This is a genomic window from Pseudomonas sp. P867 (genome assembly GCF_019891455.1).
Lineage (GTDB): Bacteria > Pseudomonadota > Gammaproteobacteria > Pseudomonadales > Pseudomonadaceae > Aquipseudomonas > Aquipseudomonas synxantha_A.
This window is the reverse complement of sequence record NZ_JAFLXB010000001.1, coordinates 144,600-161,686: the sequence shown is the minus strand read 5'-3', so window position 1 is coordinate 161,686 and position 17,087 is coordinate 144,600. Positions and strand designations below refer to the sequence as shown.

General features: G+C 60.2%; 14 protein-coding genes. 10 read left to right on the top strand and 4 right to left on the bottom strand.

Going from position 1 to position 17,087, the window contains the following annotated elements; genetic code table 11:
• The first annotated feature begins 7 nt into the window (after positions 1 to 7).
• The 4 genes from J1G33_RS00815 to J1G33_RS00800 all read left to right on the top strand — a co-directional run bounded on the left by J1G33_RS00815 (position 8) and on the right by J1G33_RS00800 (position 5,459).
• Positions 8 to 919 carry an ABC transporter permease subunit gene (locus tag J1G33_RS00815; RefSeq protein WP_005784738.1) on the top strand — a complete coding sequence of 304 codons (912 nt, stop codon included), beginning with the start codon at positions 8 to 10 and terminating at the stop codon, positions 917 to 919.
• A 10-nt stretch (positions 920 to 929) separates the two neighbouring features.
• A complete protein-coding gene (locus tag J1G33_RS00810; RefSeq protein ID WP_032877816.1) occupies positions 930 to 1,898 on the top strand; it encodes an ABC transporter ATP-binding protein in 969 nt (322 codons plus the stop codon).
• Positions 1,898 to 2,869, top strand: coding sequence for a peptide ABC transporter ATP-binding protein (locus J1G33_RS00805; protein WP_005784734.1), 972 nt, complete (start codon positions 1,898 to 1,900; stop codon positions 2,867 to 2,869). The genes J1G33_RS00810 and J1G33_RS00805 overlap by 1 nt, the downstream gene beginning before the upstream one ends.
• 331 nt (positions 2,870 to 3,200) lie before the next feature.
• On the top strand, positions 3,201 to 5,459 hold the full coding sequence (locus J1G33_RS00800; protein WP_223017583.1) for a TonB-dependent siderophore receptor: 2,259 nt from the start codon (positions 3,201 to 3,203) through the stop codon (positions 5,457 to 5,459).
• A 73-nt stretch (positions 5,460 to 5,532) separates the two neighbouring features.
• Here the strand turns inward: J1G33_RS00800 and J1G33_RS00795 are convergent, their stop codons facing one another.
• On the bottom strand, positions 5,533 to 5,787 hold the full coding sequence (locus tag J1G33_RS00795) for a hypothetical protein (protein WP_032877817.1): 255 nt from the start codon (positions 5,785 to 5,787) through the stop codon (positions 5,533 to 5,535).
• Between the two features lie 225 nt (positions 5,788 to 6,012).
• Complete coding sequence (locus tag J1G33_RS00790) at positions 6,013 to 7,596, bottom strand: peptide chain release factor 3 (RefSeq protein ID WP_005784726.1); 1,584 nt, start codon at positions 7,594 to 7,596, stop codon at positions 6,013 to 6,015.
• 332 nt (positions 7,597 to 7,928) lie between these two features.
• On the opposite strand from J1G33_RS00790, the gene J1G33_RS00785 reads away from it, so the two are divergent.
• From J1G33_RS00785 to J1G33_RS00765, 5 genes are all read left to right on the top strand, one after another.
• Positions 7,929 to 8,645 carry an ABC transporter permease gene (locus J1G33_RS00785; protein WP_004372306.1) on the top strand — a complete coding sequence of 239 codons (717 nt, stop codon included), beginning with the start codon at positions 7,929 to 7,931 and terminating at the stop codon, positions 8,643 to 8,645.
• Between the two features lie 19 nt (positions 8,646 to 8,664).
• Positions 8,665 to 9,558: a glycine betaine ABC transporter substrate-binding protein gene (locus J1G33_RS00780; protein WP_032877818.1), complete on the top strand. Its 894-nt coding sequence runs from the start codon at positions 8,665 to 8,667 to the stop codon at positions 9,556 to 9,558.
• A 12-nt stretch (positions 9,559 to 9,570) separates the two neighbouring features.
• Positions 9,571 to 10,224: an ABC transporter permease gene (locus J1G33_RS00775; RefSeq protein ID WP_005784720.1), complete on the top strand. Its 654-nt coding sequence runs from the start codon at positions 9,571 to 9,573 to the stop codon at positions 10,222 to 10,224.
• Positions 10,221 to 11,378 carry an ABC transporter ATP-binding protein gene (locus J1G33_RS00770; RefSeq protein ID WP_005784718.1) on the top strand — a complete coding sequence of 386 codons (1,158 nt, stop codon included), beginning with the start codon at positions 10,221 to 10,223 and terminating at the stop codon, positions 11,376 to 11,378. Before J1G33_RS00775 ends, J1G33_RS00770 begins: the two co-directional genes overlap by 4 nt.
• 474 nt (positions 11,379 to 11,852) lie before the next feature.
• Positions 11,853 to 13,016 (top strand): type III PLP-dependent enzyme, encoded by a 1,164-nt coding sequence (locus J1G33_RS00765; protein WP_005784717.1) that lies wholly within the window; start codon positions 11,853 to 11,855, stop codon positions 13,014 to 13,016.
• Positions 13,017 to 13,065: 49 nt separating this feature from the next.
• Here J1G33_RS00765 and J1G33_RS00760 read toward each other — a convergent pair whose 3' ends face one another.
• Both J1G33_RS00760 and J1G33_RS00755 read right to left on the bottom strand, forming a co-directional pair.
• A complete protein-coding gene (locus J1G33_RS00760) occupies positions 13,066 to 13,815 on the bottom strand; it encodes a tetratricopeptide repeat protein (protein ID WP_032877819.1) in 750 nt (249 codons plus the stop codon).
• A gap of 1 nt (position 13,816) precedes the next feature.
• Positions 13,817 to 14,497, bottom strand: coding sequence for a Fe2+-dependent dioxygenase (locus J1G33_RS00755; RefSeq protein WP_032877821.1), 681 nt, complete (start codon positions 14,495 to 14,497; stop codon positions 13,817 to 13,819).
• Between the two features lie 205 nt (positions 14,498 to 14,702).
• Here J1G33_RS00755 and J1G33_RS00750 point away from each other — a divergent pair, with 205 nt between their 5' ends.
• Positions 14,703 to 16,988 carry a TonB-dependent siderophore receptor gene (locus J1G33_RS00750; RefSeq protein WP_223017582.1) on the top strand — a complete coding sequence of 762 codons (2,286 nt, stop codon included), beginning with the start codon at positions 14,703 to 14,705 and terminating at the stop codon, positions 16,986 to 16,988.
• The last annotated feature ends 99 nt before the right edge of the window (positions 16,989 to 17,087 follow it).

Below are 17,087 nucleotides of genomic sequence, written 5' to 3'. Positions count from 1 at the left end.
CATGACCATGACTACCTCTACTCCAGTGTCAGCAGTCGATCAGAGCCTGCTGTACCCGTCCCCGTACAAAGAATTCTGGCAAGCCTTCTCCAAGAACAAAGGCGCGGTTGCCGGCCTGCTGTTCATGTTGCTAATCGTGTTCTGCGCGATCTTCGCCCCCTGGGTTGCCCCGCATAACCCCAGCGAGCAATACCGTGACTTCCTGCTGACCCCGCCCGCCTGGCTGGAAGGTGGGCAGATGCAGTTCCTGCTCGGCACCGACGAACTGGGGCGTGACTTGCTCTCGCGCCTGATCCAGGGTTCGCGCCTGTCGTTGCTGATCGGCTTGTCGTCGGTGGTGATGTCGCTGATCCCGGGCATCCTGCTGGGCCTGTTCGCCGGTTTTTTCCCGCGTTTGCTCGGCCCGACCATCATGCGTCTGATGGACATCATGCTGGCCCTGCCGTCGCTGCTGCTGGCCGTGGCGATTGTCGCCATCCTCGGCCCTGGCCTGATCAACACCGTGATCGCCATCGCTATCGTGTCGCTGCCGTCCTACGTGCGCCTGACCCGCGCCGCGGTGATGGGCGAACTGAACCGCGACTACGTGACCGCCGCCCGCCTTGCCGGCGCCGGCCTGCCACGCCTGATGTTCATCACCGTGCTGCCTAACTGCATGGCGCCGCTGATCGTACAAGCGACCTTGAGCTTTTCCTCGGCGATTCTCGATGCCGCGGCCCTGGGCTTCCTCGGCCTTGGCGTACAACCGCCAACCCCCGAGTGGGGCACCATGCTGGCTTCGGCCCGTGACTACATCGAACGCGCCTGGTGGGTCGTGAGCCTGCCTGGCTTGACCATTTTGCTCAGCGTGCTGGCAATCAACTTGATGGGTGACGGCCTGCGCGATGCGCTGGACCCGAAACTCAAGAACGCCGCCTGAGGAGATTCCCATGTCACTGTTAGAAATCAAGAATCTCAACGTGCGCTTCGGCGACAAGACCGCCGTACCGGTGGTCGACGGCCTCGACCTGTCGGTCGACAAAGGCGAAGTACTGGCGATCGTTGGCGAGTCGGGCTCGGGTAAATCCGTGACCATGATGGCGCTGATGGGCCTGATCGAGCATCCCGGCATCGTTACCGCCGATGCGCTGAACTTCGACGGCAAGGACATGCTCAAGCTGAGCAACCGCCAGCGCCGCCAGATCGTCGGCAAAGACCTGGCGATGGTGTTCCAGGACCCGATGACCGCGCTGAACCCCAGCTACACCGTGGGTTTCCAGATTGAAGAAGTGCTGCGCCTGCATTTGAAAATGTCCGGCAAACAAGCGCGCAAGCGGGCTATCGAACTGCTGGAAAAAGTCGAGATCCCAGGCGCCGCCAGCCGTATGGATGCCTACCCGCACCAATTGTCCGGCGGTATGAGCCAACGCGTGGCAATCGCCATGGCGATTGCCGGCGAGCCCAAGTTGCTGATCGCCGATGAACCGACCACTGCGTTGGACGTGACCATCCAGGCGCAGATCATGGAACTGCTGCTGGCCCTGCAAAAAGAGCAGAACATGGGCCTGGTGCTGATCACTCACGACCTCGCGGTGGTGGCTGAAACTGCCCAGCGCGTATGCGTGATGTACGCGGGCCAAGCGGTGGAAGTCGGCCAGGTGCCGCAACTGTTCGACATCCCGGCGCACCCGTACAGCGAAGCGCTGCTCAAGGCGATTCCGGAGCACAGCCTCGGCGCCACGCGCCTGGCCACGCTGCCGGGCATCGTGCCAGGCCGCTATGACCGTCCGCAGGGCTGCTTGCTGTCACCGCGCTGCCCGTATGTGCAGGACTCCTGCCGCGCCCAGCGTCCAAGCCTTGATCCGAAAAGCAACAGCCTCGCCCGCTGCTTCTACCCGCTGAACCAGGAGGTGGCGTAATGGCCGTCGTACTTACCGCCCGCGACCTCACCCGTCACTATGAAGTGTCCCGTGGCCTGTTCAAGGGCCACGCCACCGTGCGTGCTCTCAATGGCGTGTCCTTTGAGCTGGAAGCCGGCAAGACCCTCGCGGTTGTGGGCGAGTCGGGTTGCGGCAAATCCACCCTGGCCCGTGCCCTCACGCTGATTGAAGAGCCGTCTTCGGGCTCCTTGAAAATTGCCGGCCAGGAAGTGGCCGGTGCCGACAAGGCCCAGCGCAAGCAATTGCGTAAAGACGTGCAGATGGTTTTCCAAAGCCCGTATGCGTCGTTGAACCCACGCCAGAAAGTCGGTGATCAACTGGCGGAGCCGTTGCTGATCAACACCAACCTGTCCGCCGCCGAGCGCCGCGAAAAAGTCCAGGCGATGATGAAGCAAGTGGGCCTGCGCCCTGAGCATTATCAGCGCTACCCGCACATGTTCTCCGGTGGTCAGCGCCAACGTATCGCCCTGGCTCGGGCGATGATGCTGCAACCCAAAGTGTTGGTGGCGGACGAACCGACCTCGGCGCTGGACGTGTCGATCCAGGCCCAGGTGCTCAACCTGTTCATGGATTTGCAGCAGGAATTCAACACCGCCTACGTGTTCATCTCCCACAACCTGGCAGTGGTGCAACACGTCGCCGACGACGTGATGGTGATGTACCTCGGCCGCCCGGTGGAAGTAGGCCCCAAGGAAGACATCTACGCCCGCCCGCTGCACCCTTACACCCAGGCGCTGCTGTCGGCCACACCGACCATTCACCCGGACCCGAACAAGCCGAAGATCAAAATCGTCGGCGAACTGCCCAACCCGCTGAACCCGCCACCTGGCTGCGCGTTCCACAAGCGCTGCCCGTATGCGACCGAGCGCTGCAGCAGCGAGGAGCCGCTGTTGCGACCATTGGATAATCGGCAGGTGGCTTGCCACTACGCGGAGCAATTCGTGGCCTGACGCCTCCCTTGTAGGAACTGCAGCTTCAATAAGTTCCATCGCCCTTCCCGCCAGATTGCGCATCAGTCTGGCCGGAGGGGCTTTTTTTTGCGCATTTGTAGCAAAGAAAATACAGATGGACCTGCGCCTTTCAATGCCTCCGGCCTTGAAAACATTGCGCCAGAGCCCTCTGGAAAGTGTATAGATTGTAAATGAAATTTACTTTTGTTTGAGAATCAATACCATCACGACGCAAAGAGGGCGCTGGATACTGGCTGCCAAGCCACGGTTGGCTACGCGAAAAATTCAGACGCCTCTCGTTCAATCGCCCCTCGTAAAGGACTTTGTGGACATGTCGTCTCAATTCAGGCTCAGCCATCTATCGCTGGCGTTTATCGCTACCCTTTCGTCTCCCGCGCTGCTGGCGGAGAGTGTGGAAAAAGAGCGCGATAAAGTACCGATCCAAGCAACGGACCTGCCTGTAGATGGCACCTCCCAAGCCTTGGTGTTGGGCGAGACGCGTGTTTTGGGCACCGCTGCCGAAGAACTCAAGCAAGCGCCCGGCGTGTCGATCATCACCGCCGAAGACATCAAGAAACGCCCACCCAGCAACGACCTGTCGGAGATCATCCGCCGCGAGCCAGGCGTCAACCTGACCGGCAACAGTTCCAGCAGCAGCCGTGGCAATAACCGTCAGATCGACCTACGCGGAATGGGCCCGGAAAACACCCTGATCCTGATCGATGGCAAACCCTCCACCTCACGCAACGCCGTGCGTTATGGCTGGAGCGGTGACCGTGATACCCGTGGCGAAACCAACTGGGTGCCGGCCGAAGAAGTCGAGCGCATCGAAATCCTGCGCGGCCCGGCCGCCGCTCGTTATGGCTCCGGGGCCATGGGCGGGGTGATCAACATCATCACCAAACGCCCGACCGATCAATTGCACGGTTCGCTGACCGCCTACACCGCCTTCCCCGAAAACGATGCCGAAGGCGCGAGCAAGCGCACCAACTTCAACCTCAGCGGCCCGTTGACCGACACTCTGGCATTCCGCGTCTATGGCGGCCTGAACAAGACCGACGCCGATGACGCCGACATCAACCGCGCAGCTCAAGCGACGCCTGATTCTTTGGTCGCTGGCCGCGAGGGCGTGCGCAATAAAGACGTCAATGGCTTGCTGAGCTGGCAATTCACCCCCGAGCAAACACTCGACCTGGAAGCCAGCTACAGCCGCCAGGGTAATATTTTTGCCGGCGATACCATGCTCAACGGAGGTGGCGCATTCGTTGAAAGCCTGGTGGGCAAGGAAACCAGTGTGATTCAACGCAGCAGCTTCTCTGCAACCCACCGTGGTGAATTTGACTGGGGCTCGACCCTGGCCTCGCTGACCCACGACCTGACCCGCAATGAGCGTCTCAACGAAGGCCTGGCCGGATCCGGCGAGGGCGCGCCTTCGGCCAGCGCCGGGCGTTTCGAATCACGCCTGCGTAACACCCGGGCCACCGCCGAGGTCAACCTGCCCCTGAGCTTCGGTGCCGAACAGGTCCTGACCCTGGGCAGCGAATACCTCTACGAGTCGATGAACGATCCAGGCTCGTTGCGCCCGCAAACTTATGACCCGGGCACCGGCGGCGTCCCCGCCATCCCCGGCGTCAGCCGCAACAGCACCAAGACCACCGCATCGAGCTATGCCTTGTTTGCCGAGGACAACATCGAACTGGGCAGCAAGACCATCATCACCCCTGGCCTGCGCTACGACGACCATGAAGAATTCGGCGGCAACTGGAGCCCCAGCTTCAACGCCTCGCACCAGTTGACCGATGAGCTGAGCCTCAAGGGCGGTATTGCCCGTGCCTACAAGACCCCCAACCTGTACCAGTCCAACCCGAACTACTTGCTGTACAGCCGTGGCAATGGCTGCAACGCCAGCGAAGCCAATATGGGCGGTTGTTACCTGGTGGGTAATCGCGACCTGAAGCCGGAAATCAGCGTCAACAAGGAAATCGGCCTGGCCTTCGACAAGGGTACCTGGCGTACCAGCGCGACGTACTTCCGTAATGACTACAAGAACAAGATCAATGCCAGTAACGAGGCGGCTTTCCGCCTGGGCAATGGTCGCCGCGTACTGGAGTGGGAAAACAGCGGGCCCGCGTTGGTCCAGGGGGTTGAAGGCAACCTGTTCGTAAGCCTGCGCAGCGATCTGGACTGGAACACCAACCTGACCTACATGATCGACTCCAAGGACAAAGACACCGGCGAGCCGTTGAGCATCATCCCCAAGTACACCGTCAACACCACGCTGGACTGGCAAGCCACCGACAAGCTGTCCTTCCAGGTCAGCGGCACCTACTACGGCAAGCAGGAAGCGCCGACACTCAACTCACGCAGTGCCAACAGCTATGACCGCAGCGCCCAGCAGGATGTCGACCCGTATGGGCTGATGGGACTGAGCAGTGGTTATGAGTTCAGCAAAAACTTGAGCGTGCGTGTCGGTATCAACAACCTGCTGGACAAGCGCCTGTCGCGCAAAGGCAATGCCGAGGATGCCGGTGCACAGACCTATAACGAGCCGGGCCGGGCTTATTTCGCGTCGGTGACCACCTCGTTCTAAGTCACCGCCGGAGGTCTGAAAAGCGCCTTCCGCCAGCTATAGCCTGACGGGAGGCGCGTTCTTTTCAGCAAGCCTACGTCTGGCTGTCGCCTTCATCTGCGTCGTCGCTGTCAGGCTCGTCGGTAGTCGAGTCATCATCACCCTCGCTGCCGCCCTGGCCTTGATCGCCTGGTTCGGCTTCGGACTTGGCCAACTGCAAGTCCGATGCCTGGCCACTCGTCACCACCCCTACGCTCTGCACCGGGTTATGCGCCCAGGCCGTCGACATCCCCAACGACAACAGCACCAGCACCTTCATCAACAGCACTACGCGTTGAAAAATACTCATGGTTGATTCCGTCCAGTCAGTAAATAAGACCCGCACGGCAGTCATTAACTGCCACCAGCGTTTACGCTAGTCGCGATGCCGGATTACCGCCAATCTCCAGCCTTTTGGAGATCAAAATGTGGGAGGGGCTTGCTCCCGATTGCGGAGTGTCAGAGCCCAATACACTGGCTGACACACCGCTATCGGGGGCAAGCCCCCTCCCACATTCTCTGAAACGCTCAGACCTTAGTGGTGTTCGCGGGTCGCGCGGAATTTCACATCCGGCCAGCGCTCTTCCATCAACGCCAGGTTGACCCGGGTCGGCGCCAGGTAGGTCAGGTGACCACCGCCGTCGACCGCGAGGTTTTCCACCGCCTTGTTGGAGAACTCTTCCAGCTTCTTCTTATCGCTGCACTCGATCCAGCGCGCCGAATACACGGTGATCGGCTCGTAGGAGCACTCCACTTTGTATTCCTCCTTCAAGCGACTGGCGACCACGTCGAACTGCAGCACACCCACGGCGCCGAGGATGATGTCGTTGCTGCGCTCGGGGAAGAACACCTGGGTGGCACCTTCTTCGGCCAATTGCTGCAAGCCTTGGCGCAGTTGCTTGGACTTGAGCGGGTCGCGCAGGCGCACGCGGCGGAACAGTTCCGGGGCGAAGTGCGGGATACCGGTAAAGCCCAATGCTTCGCCTTCGGTGAAGGTGTCGCCGATCTGGATGGTGCCGTGGTTGTGCAGACCGATGATGTCGCCGGCGTAGGCTTCTTCGAGCTGTTCACGCTCGGAAGAGAAGAACGTCAGCGCGTCGCCGATGCGCACATCCTTGCCGGTACGCACGTGGCGCATCTTCATGCCTTTTTCGTATTTGCCGGAGCAGATGCGCATGAAGGCGATACGGTCGCGGTGCTTGGGGTCCATGTTCGCCTGGATCTTGAACACGAAGCCGGTGAATTTCTCTTCAACCGGTTCCACGGTGCGCTCGTTGGCGACACGCGCCAGCGGGCGCGGGGCCCAGTCCACTACCGCGTCGAGCACGTGGTCGACGCCGAAGTTGCCCAAGGCGGTACCGAAGAACACCGGGGTCAACTGGCCGTCGAGGAATTCCTGCTGGTTGAATTCGTGGCAGGCGCCCTGCACCAGTTCCAGCTGGTCGACGAAACGGTCGTACTCGTCACCCAGATGGGCGCGGGCTTCGTCCGAGTCGAGCTTTTCAATGATCTTGGTTTCGGTACGTTCGTGACCATGGCCGGCGGTGTAGACAATGATGTAGTCGTCGGCCAGGTGGTACACGCCCTTGAAGTCGCGGTAGCAACCAATCGGCCAGGTGATCGGCGCGGCCTTGATCTTCAGGACGGCTTCGATTTCATCCAGCAACTCGATCGGGTCGCGGATATCACGGTCGAGTTTGTTGATGAAGCTGACGATCGGCGTGTCACGCAGGCGGCAAACGTCCATCAGCGCAATGGTACGTGGCTCAACGCCCTTACCGCCGTCGAGGACCATCAATGCCGAGTCCACCGCCGTCAGGGTGCGGTAGGTATCTTCGGAGAAGTCTTCGTGGCCCGGGGTGTCGAGCAGGTTGACCATGTGGTCGCGATACGGGAACTGCATGACCGACGTGGTAATGGAAATACCCCGTTGCTTTTCCATCTCCATCCAGTCGGAGGTGGCATGGCGGTCGGATTTGCGCGATTTCACCGTGCCGGCTACCGCGATCGCCTTGCCCATCAGCAACAGCTTTTCGGTGATGGTGGTTTTACCGGCATCGGGGTGGGAAATAATGGCGAAAGTGCGGCGTTTCGCGACTTCGGCGGCCTGGTGGGTCATGGGAAATCGCCTGGCAGGTGAGTCAAAAAAGGGCGGCGAGTATAGCGCAAACGAGGGGGTACGGACCACCGTTGAGCCCATTGGGGGTGGCTAAATGCGCCCAAGTGTGGAACCTTTTAAAAGGTCGAGACGTCCACTCCCCTGCTACCGCACTCGGAACAGGGGCTGAAATATCAGCAAGTTAGCCTGACGAGGCTGCGCTCATGGCTTGATCGCATACTGCATTGCCAGTATCGGCGAGCTGCTTTTCGCGAACCTATTCGCCGACAGCCAGGAATGGCATTGCCGCCGGAGAATGTGTTCGCCGACAAAAGAAAAAAAGGAGTCCGCCTGTGGCTATTCGCTATGGCAAAGGGCTGATAGGAGGCGCGGTTGTCGTCGCGCTCCTGGCCCTGCTGGTCCACTGGATCGGCATCAACACGATCGAACTGTACCGCGACGATTTGTTGTTTTACCTGCAAGCTCACCTGATTCTTGTCCTAGTCTCCATGCTGGCAGCCCTGATTGTGGGCATCCCCGCTGGTATCCTGCTCAGCCGACCCAACATGGTCGGGCGTGCAGAACGTTTCATGCAGATCTTCAACATCGGCAACACCGTCCCTCCCCTGGCTGTACTGGCCATCGCCCTCGGCGTCCTCGGCATCGGCAGCGGCCCGGCCATCTTCGCGCTGTTTCTCGCTTCCCTCCTGCCCATCGTGCGTAACACCTACGAAGGCTTGAAAAACGTCCAGGGTTCCCTCAAGGAAGCCGCCACCGGCATCGGCATGACGCCGCGCCAGGTGCTGTTTCGCGTGGAACTGCCCAACGCCGTGCCGATCATCATCGGCGGTGTACGTGTGGCCCTGGCGATCAACGTCGGCACCGCGCCACTGGCGTTCCTGATTGGTGCCAACAGCCTGGGCAGCCTGATCTTCCCCGGCATTGCCCTGAACAACCAGCCGCAACTGCTGCTCGGCGCTGCATGCACCGCGCTGCTGGCATTGCTGCTTGACGGCCTGGTGACCATGGCCAGCCGCCTCTGGCTGGAACGCGGGTTGCGCCCGTCTTAACGCCAGGAAAGGAATCGACATGAAAAAACTAAGCTTGATATTAGGCTGCGTCCTGCTGTTTGCCGGTATTGCGCAAGCCGCTGAAAAACCGGTGATTCGCATTGGCGCCCGGGTGTTCACCGAGCAGACCCTGCTCGCCGAAATCACCTCCCAGTACCTGCGCACCAAGGGTTACGACGCCCGTGTGACGGGTGGCCTGGGCAGCAACCTGGCACGCAGTGCCCAGGAAAGCGGGCAACTGGATCTGATCTGGGAATACACCGGCGTATCGCTGGTGGCCTATAACCACATCGACGAGAAGCTCGACAGCGAACAGTCCTACGCCCGGGTGAAAGAACTCGACGCGAAAAAAGGCTTGGTCTGGCTCTCGCCGTCGAAATTCAGCAACACCTACGCGCTGGCACTGCCGGAAAACGTGGCCAAGGAATTTCCGCAGATCAACAGCATCAGCGACCTGACCAAAGCCCTGGCCGAGGACACCAAGGAAAACCGCCTGGTGGCCCTCGACACCGAGTTCGCCAACCGTTCCGACGGCATGGGCGGCATGGTCAAGTTGTATGACATGAACCTCACGCGCAAAAACACCCGGCAGATGGACGCTGGCCTGGTCTACACCGCCCTGCGTAATGGCCAGGTGTTTGCCGGTCTGGTCTACACCACCGATGGCCGCCTGAACGCGTTCAAATTGAAGCTGCTGGCCGACGACAAGCATTACTTCCCGGACTACACCGCAGCTCCGGTGATCCGTCAGGAATATCTCGACCAGCATCCTCAATTGGCCGCAGAGCTCAAGCCCTTGGCCGAGCTGTTCGACGACGCAACCATGCGCGAGCTGAATGCGCGGGTCGACGTCGACCACGAAAGCCCGTCCGCTGTCGCCGCCGATTTCCTGCGCCAACATCCGATCAACTAAGAAGGAGAAGACATGGAATTTTTGAACGCCTTTTCCCATCTTGATTGGGCCCAAGTCCTGCACCTGACCTGGCAGCACATCACCCTGGTCGGCATCGCCGTGATCCTCGCGATCTTTATCGGCGTGCCCCTGGGTATTCTGATGACGCGCTTCCCAACCCTCGCAGGTCCCTTGCAAGCCAGCGCCACGGTGTTGCTGACCGTGCCATCCATTGCGCTGTTCGGGCTGCTGTTGCCGTTCTACTCCAAGTTCGGCCAGGGCCTGGGGCCGATGCCGGCGATCACCGCCGTGTTCCTGTACTCCCTGCTGCCAATCATGCGTAACACCTACCTGGCCCTCACCGGCGTTGAGCCAGGCATTCGCGAGGCCGCCAAAGGCATCGGCATGACCTTCGGCCAGCGCCTGCGCATGGTCGAACTGCCGATTGCCGTGCCGGTGATTCTTGCTGGCGTGCGCACCGCCGTCGTGATGAATATCGGTGTGATGACCATCGCCGCCACCATCGGTGCCGGTGGCCTGGGTGTACTTATTCTGGCTTCCATCAGCCGCAGCGATATGTCGATGCTGATTGTCGGCGCCGTGCTGGTCAGTCTCCTGGCCATCTTCGCCGACCTGCTTCTGCAATGGCTGCAACGCTCGCTGACTCCAAAAGGATTGCTCAAATGATCGAACTTCAAAACCTGTCCAAGACTTTTCAAAGCAACGGCAAGACTGTCACCGCCGTCAACGATGTAAGCCTGACCGTCAACGAAGGCGAAATTTGCGTATTCCTGGGGCCCTCGGGCTGCGGCAAGAGCACCACGCTGAAGATGATCAACCGCCTGATCAAGCCCTCCTCGGGCAAGATCCTGATCAACGGTGAAGACACCACTGACCTGGACGAAGTGACCCTGCGTCGCAACATCGGCTATGTAATCCAGCAGATCGGCCTGTTTCCCAACATGACCATCGAGGAAAACATCGTGGTCGTGCCCAAGCTGCTCGGTTGGGACAAGCAAAAATGCCACGACCGCGCCCGCGAACTGATGAGCATGATCAAGCTGGAACCCAAGCAGTACCTGCATCGCTACCCGCGTGAACTGTCCGGTGGCCAGCAACAGCGTATCGGCGTGATCCGTGCGCTGGCGGCCGATGCGCCGCTGTTGCTGATGGATGAGCCGTTCGGCGCGGTCGACCCGATCAACCGCGAGATGATCCAGAACGAGTTCTTCGAGATGCAGCGCGCGCTGAACAAGACCGTGATCATGGTCAGCCACGACATCGACGAAGCCATCAAGCTGGGTGACAAGATCGCCATCTTCCGTGCCGGCAAGCTGCTGCAGATCGACCACCCGGACACGCTGCTGGCACACCCGGCCGATGAGTTCGTGAGCAACTTCGTGGGCCAGGACAGCACGCTCAAGCGCCTGCTATTGGTGAAGGCCGAAGACGCGGCGGACAACGCCCCGTCGGTCAGCCCGGAAACACCGGTGGCCGATGCGCTGGAGCTGATGGACGAGCACGACCGCCGCTACGTGGTGGTCACCTGTGCCGAGAACAAGGCACTGGGGTATGTGCGCCGTCGCGACTTACACCGTCAGACCGGTACCTGCGGCCAGTACCTGCGCGAGTTCAACGCCACCGCTGCCTACGACGAGCATTTGCGCATCCTGCTGTCGCGCATGTATGAGTTCAACCGCTCGTGGTTGCCGGTGATGGATGCCGAGCGGGTGTTCCTGGGTGAAGTGACTCAGGAGTCGATTGCCGAGTACCTGAGCTCTGGCAAGTCCCGTGGGGGCAAGACCAGTATTGTCTCGCCGGCCGAGACCGCCCTGGCCTGACCTGATACAACAGGGATAAAAATGTGGGAGGGGGCTTGCTCCCGATAGCGGTGAATCAGTGACTGAGAAGTGACTGACACACCGCTATCGGGAGCAAGCCCCCTCCCACATTTGCCCCTCGGTGAGTCAGGGAAATGTCCTCAATTCCCACTCAGCGGGGAACATCAATCCGTCACACCGGTCGGTTACATAAGTAGCTGGACTGGGTCCCGCGACGAACGCGTGCAAAAACGCGACATTTTTAGTTGATCCCACGCCCATCAAGCCCTAAAGTTCGCGCCGAACGTCCATGCTGGAAACGATCCATCCGGCTCAAGTACTGACGACGAGACAGCAAGGCCAAGGGAAGCTTATCCCGTGGCCTTTTTGCTTTCGGCGACATGCCTTGGGAAGTAGGCGAACCAAAGTGGGGATACGGAGGACGTTCATTTGCACCCATTGATCAATACAGTTTGCCCTTAGGAGTTCCCCAGCATGTCGATCAACGTCGAAGATTATTTCGCGCGCGCCACCTTTGACAAAATGAAGGCGTTCGCCGACAAGCAAGAAACCCCGTTCGTGGTGATCGATACCGCGATGATCAGCCAGGCCTACGATGACCTGCGCGCCGGTTTCGAATTCGCCAAAGTGTATTACGCCGTCAAGGCCAACCCGGCCGTCGAGATCATCGACCTGTTGAAAGACAAGGGTTCGAGCTTCGACATCGCCTCGATCTACGAGCTGGACAAGGTCATGGACCGCGGCGTCAGCGCCGACCGTATCAGCTACGGCAACACCATCAAGAAATCCAAGGACATCCGCTACTTCTACGAGAAGGGCGTGCGCCTGTTCTCCACCGACTCCGAAGCCGACCTGCGCAACATCGCCAAGGCCGCGCCGGGCTCGAAAGTGTATGTGCGCATCCTCACCGAAGGCTCGACCACGGCCGACTGGCCTTTGTCGCGCAAATTCGGCTGCCAGACCGACATGGCCATGGACCTGCTGATCCTCGCCCGCGACCTGGGCCTGGTGCCTTACGGCATCTCGTTCCACGTTGGCTCGCAACAGCGCGACATCAGCGTGTGGGACGCGGCCATCGCCAAGGTCAAGGTGATCTTCGAGCGTTTGAAAGAAGAAGACGGCATCGAACTGAAGCTGATCAACATGGGCGGCGGCTTCCCGGCCAACTACATCACCCGCACCAACAGCCTGGAAACCTACGCCGAAGAAATCATCCGCTTCCTCAAGGAAGACTTCGGCGACGACCTGCCGGAAATCATCCTGGAGCCAGGCCGTTCGCTGATCGCCAACGCCGGTATCCTGGTGAGCGAAGTGGTGCTGGTGGCCCGTAAGTCGCGTACCGCCGTCGAGCGTTGGGTGTACACGGATGTGGGCAAGTTCTCCGGCCTGATCGAAACCATGGACGAAGCCATCAAGTTTCCGATCTGGACCGAGAAGAAGGGCGAGATGGAAGAAGTGGTCATTGCCGGCCCAACCTGCGACAGCGCCGACATCATGTACGAGAACTACAAGTACGGCCTACCGCTGAACCTGGCGATTGGTGATCGTTTGTACTGGCTGTCGACCGGTGCGTACACCACCAGCTACAGCGCGATTGAGTTCAATGGGTTCCCACCGTTGAAATCGTTCTACGTGTAAGAACGCCGCATATAAAAAACCCATGACAAGTCATGGGTTTTTTTTGGCTTCAGGAAAAGGTCGCGGCACGCTGTTGATAGGCATTGGCCATGGCGCGAATCTGCGGCTCATTGGCCAGCGCCAGCGCCTTGTGCGCCGTTCGCAGGAATTTGAGATTCCCATGCGCCAACGCCTTGCGCAGCCACTCCAGCGCAGCGTCGATTTGGCCTCTGTGCGCCAGCACCGCCGCATAACTGAACTGCCCCCGAAAATCCCCGGCTTCGGCGGAGCGCCGGTACCATTCAACGGCTGCCTCAAGATCCTTGGGGCAATACTGCCCATCTTCCAGATAACGCCCCAACAGATTCATCGACTTGGCGTGGCCCTGCTCTGCCGCCTGGCGATAAAGCGTCAGCGCCTGGGCCTGGTCTTGCACAACGCCACGGCCGGTCGCCAGCAGGTTGGCGTAGTTGTACTGGCCCCAATCCAGGCCGGTCTCTGCTGCCAGCCGGTATTGCCGCGCAGCTGCCGCTTCATCGACGGCGCAACCCCAACCATGCTCCAGGCAACGCCCGGCCATATTGCGCGCCATCACGTGCCCGCCCTGCGCCGCAATCTGGAACCAGCGCAGCGCCAGCGCTTCATCGCGTGCAATACCGCGCCCTTCCAGCAGGATCTGCCCGAGCAACGCCTGGGCATCGACCACGCCTTCCTTGGCTGCGATCAGAATCGCCTGGGCGGCGCGCACCGGGGAATCATCAAGCATGGACTGCAATTGCTCGACGTTGAGCACTTCCTGGCGACGCAATAAAAAGCCCATCTCAGACCTCGACCCAGCGGCGCAGGAGGTTGTGATAGGTGCCGGTGAGCTGGATCAGCGCCGGGTGCTCGGGCACGTCGCGGCTCAGTTGCTGGATGGCGCCGTCCATTTCGAACAGCAAGGTGCGCTGGCTGTCTTCGCGCACCAGGCTTTGGGTCCAGAAGAACGAGGCATAGCGAGCACCACGGGTCACGGCGTTGACTTTATGCAGGCTGGAGCCGGGGTACAGCACCAGATCGCCGGCGGGGAGCTTGACCCGTTGCAGGCCGAAGGTGTCCTGGATCTCCAGTTCGCCGCCGTCGTACTCGTCGGGATCGCTGAAGAACAGCGTGGACGACAGGTCGGTGCGCACGCGCTCGTGGCTGCCTTTGGGCTGGCGCACCGCATTGTCGATATGGAAGTCAAAACTGCCACCTGCGGTATAGCAGTTGATCAGCGGCGGGAAGACTTTGTGCGGCAGCGCCGCCGACATGAACTGCGGGTTGCTCCACAACCGCTCCAGCATGGCTGCGCCGATCTCCTTGGCCAATGGGTGGCCTTCGGGCAATTGCAGGTTGTGCTTGGCTTTGGCGGACTGATGCCCGGCAGTGATTTTGCCATCGGCCCATTCGGCCTCTTCCAGGGCTTGGCGAATGCGCAGCACCTCCTCGCGAGAGAACAGGTCGGGAATGTGCAGCAACATGAGGCAATACCTGCGATCAGAGAGGCGCCAATGGTATTGATTCTTATCCGCCCTGTAAAACCCGGGGACGAACGAGAACGCAAAATCCGTAACGAAAAAGTGTAAAGAATGTAAATTCGATGCGAATAGCAATACCTCTCAATTGATACAAAGTCTTGTTGGCCCTATATTCCGCGGCCTCACATCCTTGGGGAAGGGACACGTCATGTCGCGCACTACGCTAATAACAACCGCCAGTTCACCACGTATGCTGGCCTCGGCCATCGGCGTTGCCCTCAGCGCCAGCTCTGCCGCCCACCTGGCGCAGGCAGCAGAAAACACCGAGCAAAAAGGCGAGCGCAACCCTATCTCCCTCGGCGCCACCAACATTACCGGCCAGGACCAGGACAACACCTCCTATCAGGTGGAAAAAGCCTCGTCGCAGAAATACACCGCGCCGCTGGTGGACACACCGCGTTCGGTCACCGTGGTGCCGCAACAAGTACTCAAGGACACTGCCGCCACGTCGTTGCAGGACGCCTTGCGCACCGTACCGGGCATTACCTTCGGCGCCGGTGAAGGCGGCAACCCTCAAGGCGATCGCCCGTTCATTCGTGGTTTTGATGCCCAAGGCGACACTTACCTGGACGGCGTGCGCGACACCGGCGGCCAGAGCCGCGAGATCTTCGATATCGAGTCCATCGAAGTCAGCAAGGGCCCGAACTCCTCGTTCGGCGGCCGTGGTTCGGCCGGTGGTAGCCTCAACCTGGTGAGCAAAACCCCACAAGCACGTGACTTCACCAACGGCGGCTTTACCTACGGCTCCGACCAGACCCGCCGCTACGTGCTCGACGTGAACCGCCAGTTCCTCGACGACAGCGCCGCCTTCCGCCTGAACCTGATGAGCCACGAACAAAACGTGGCAGGCCGCGATGCGGTGAACTACGACCGCTGGGGTGTAGCCCCGTCGCTGACGTTTGGTCTGGGCACGCCGACCCGCGTCAACCTCAGCTATTACCATATGGAAAGCGATGACCTGCCGGATTCGGGGATTCCGTATGGCTATGGTTCCTCGACCGCCACCGCCCACGCGCACGACAAACCCAACGACGGCGGCGACAGCAACAATTTCTACGGTTTGAAAAGCCGCGACTTCCGCAAGACCCGTGCCGACATCAGCACGTTCTCCATCGAGCACGACCTGAACGACAACATGACGCTGAAAAATACCCTGCGCCATGGCAGCACCGGCCAGGACTATGTGCTGACACAACCGGACGACAGCAAACTCAACGTCAACAAGTTCGGCACCGTATGGCGTCGTGCCAATAGCCGTGTTTCCACGACCACCACAACCACCAACCAGACCGACCTGTTTGGCAGCTTCCAGGCGCTGGGCTTCAAGCACAGCTACTCCACCGGCCTGGAGTTCACCGGGGAAGAGACCCGTGTCAGCGGCTATACCGTCAGCCCTAACGCCAACCCGGTGTGCAACCCGGCCAAGGGCAGCCTGGGCGGCCAGTGCACCTCACTGAGCAACCCGAACCCGGACGACGCCTGGAACGGCAGCGTTGCGCGCAACTACATGGGCACCAACACCAAGGCCACCAGCCGCGCCGCCTATGTGTTCGACACCATCGAGCTGGATCCGAAATGGCTGCTGAACGTGGGCCTGCGTTACGACACCTTCGATACCGAGGCCAACAGCAACGCCGTGGCCGGACGCTCCAAGATCAAGGACGACAGCCAGTTCTTCAACTGGCAGGCCGGCCTGGTGTGGAAGCCGCTGGAGAACGGCAGCATCTACGCTTCCTACGCGACCTCGGCCACGCCTGCCGGTGGCCTGATCGGCGAAGGCTCCGACGGCAACCCACTGTCAGCCGGTGCCGCCACCAGCGACTTGCAGCCCGAAGAAACCGTCAACTATGAACTGGGCACCAAGTGGGACCTGTTCCACGATCGCCTGTCTCTGACCGCAGCTTTCTTCCGCACCGAGAAGAAAAACACCCGCATCCTGGTGGACGCTCTCACCTACCAGAACGCCGGTGAATCTCAGGTCGACGGCATCGAGTTGTCCGCCAGCGGCAAGATCACAGATAAATGGCAGTTGTTTGCGGGCTACAGCTACCTGGACAGCGAGCTGGTCAAATCCGGCCTGAACGGGCGTAACGGTGTAGTGAGTGCCGGCTCCAACAAAGGCAACCAGATGCCCAACACGCCGAAGAACTCCTTCAGCCTGTGGACCACCTACGACATCACGCCCAAGCTGACCATCGGCGGCGGCGCCTTTTATGTCGATCAGGTTTACGGCGATGTCGGCAACACCGTGTACGTACCCTCCTACACTCGCTACGACGCCATGGCCAGCTACAAGCTGACCAAGAACGTCGACCTGCAACTTAACGTGCAGAACCTGACCGACAAGACCTACTACGACAAGGCCTTCTCCACTCACTTCGCCAACCAGGCGGCCGGTCGTACCGCCCTGTTGACCACCAGCTTCCACTTCTAAACGCAGTCAATGCTCCGACCCAAGGCCCCACGCATCGGATGCGTGGGGCTTTTGTGTGTAAAACAGAATTTTTCTCGATAACCCACGGCATAATGCGCG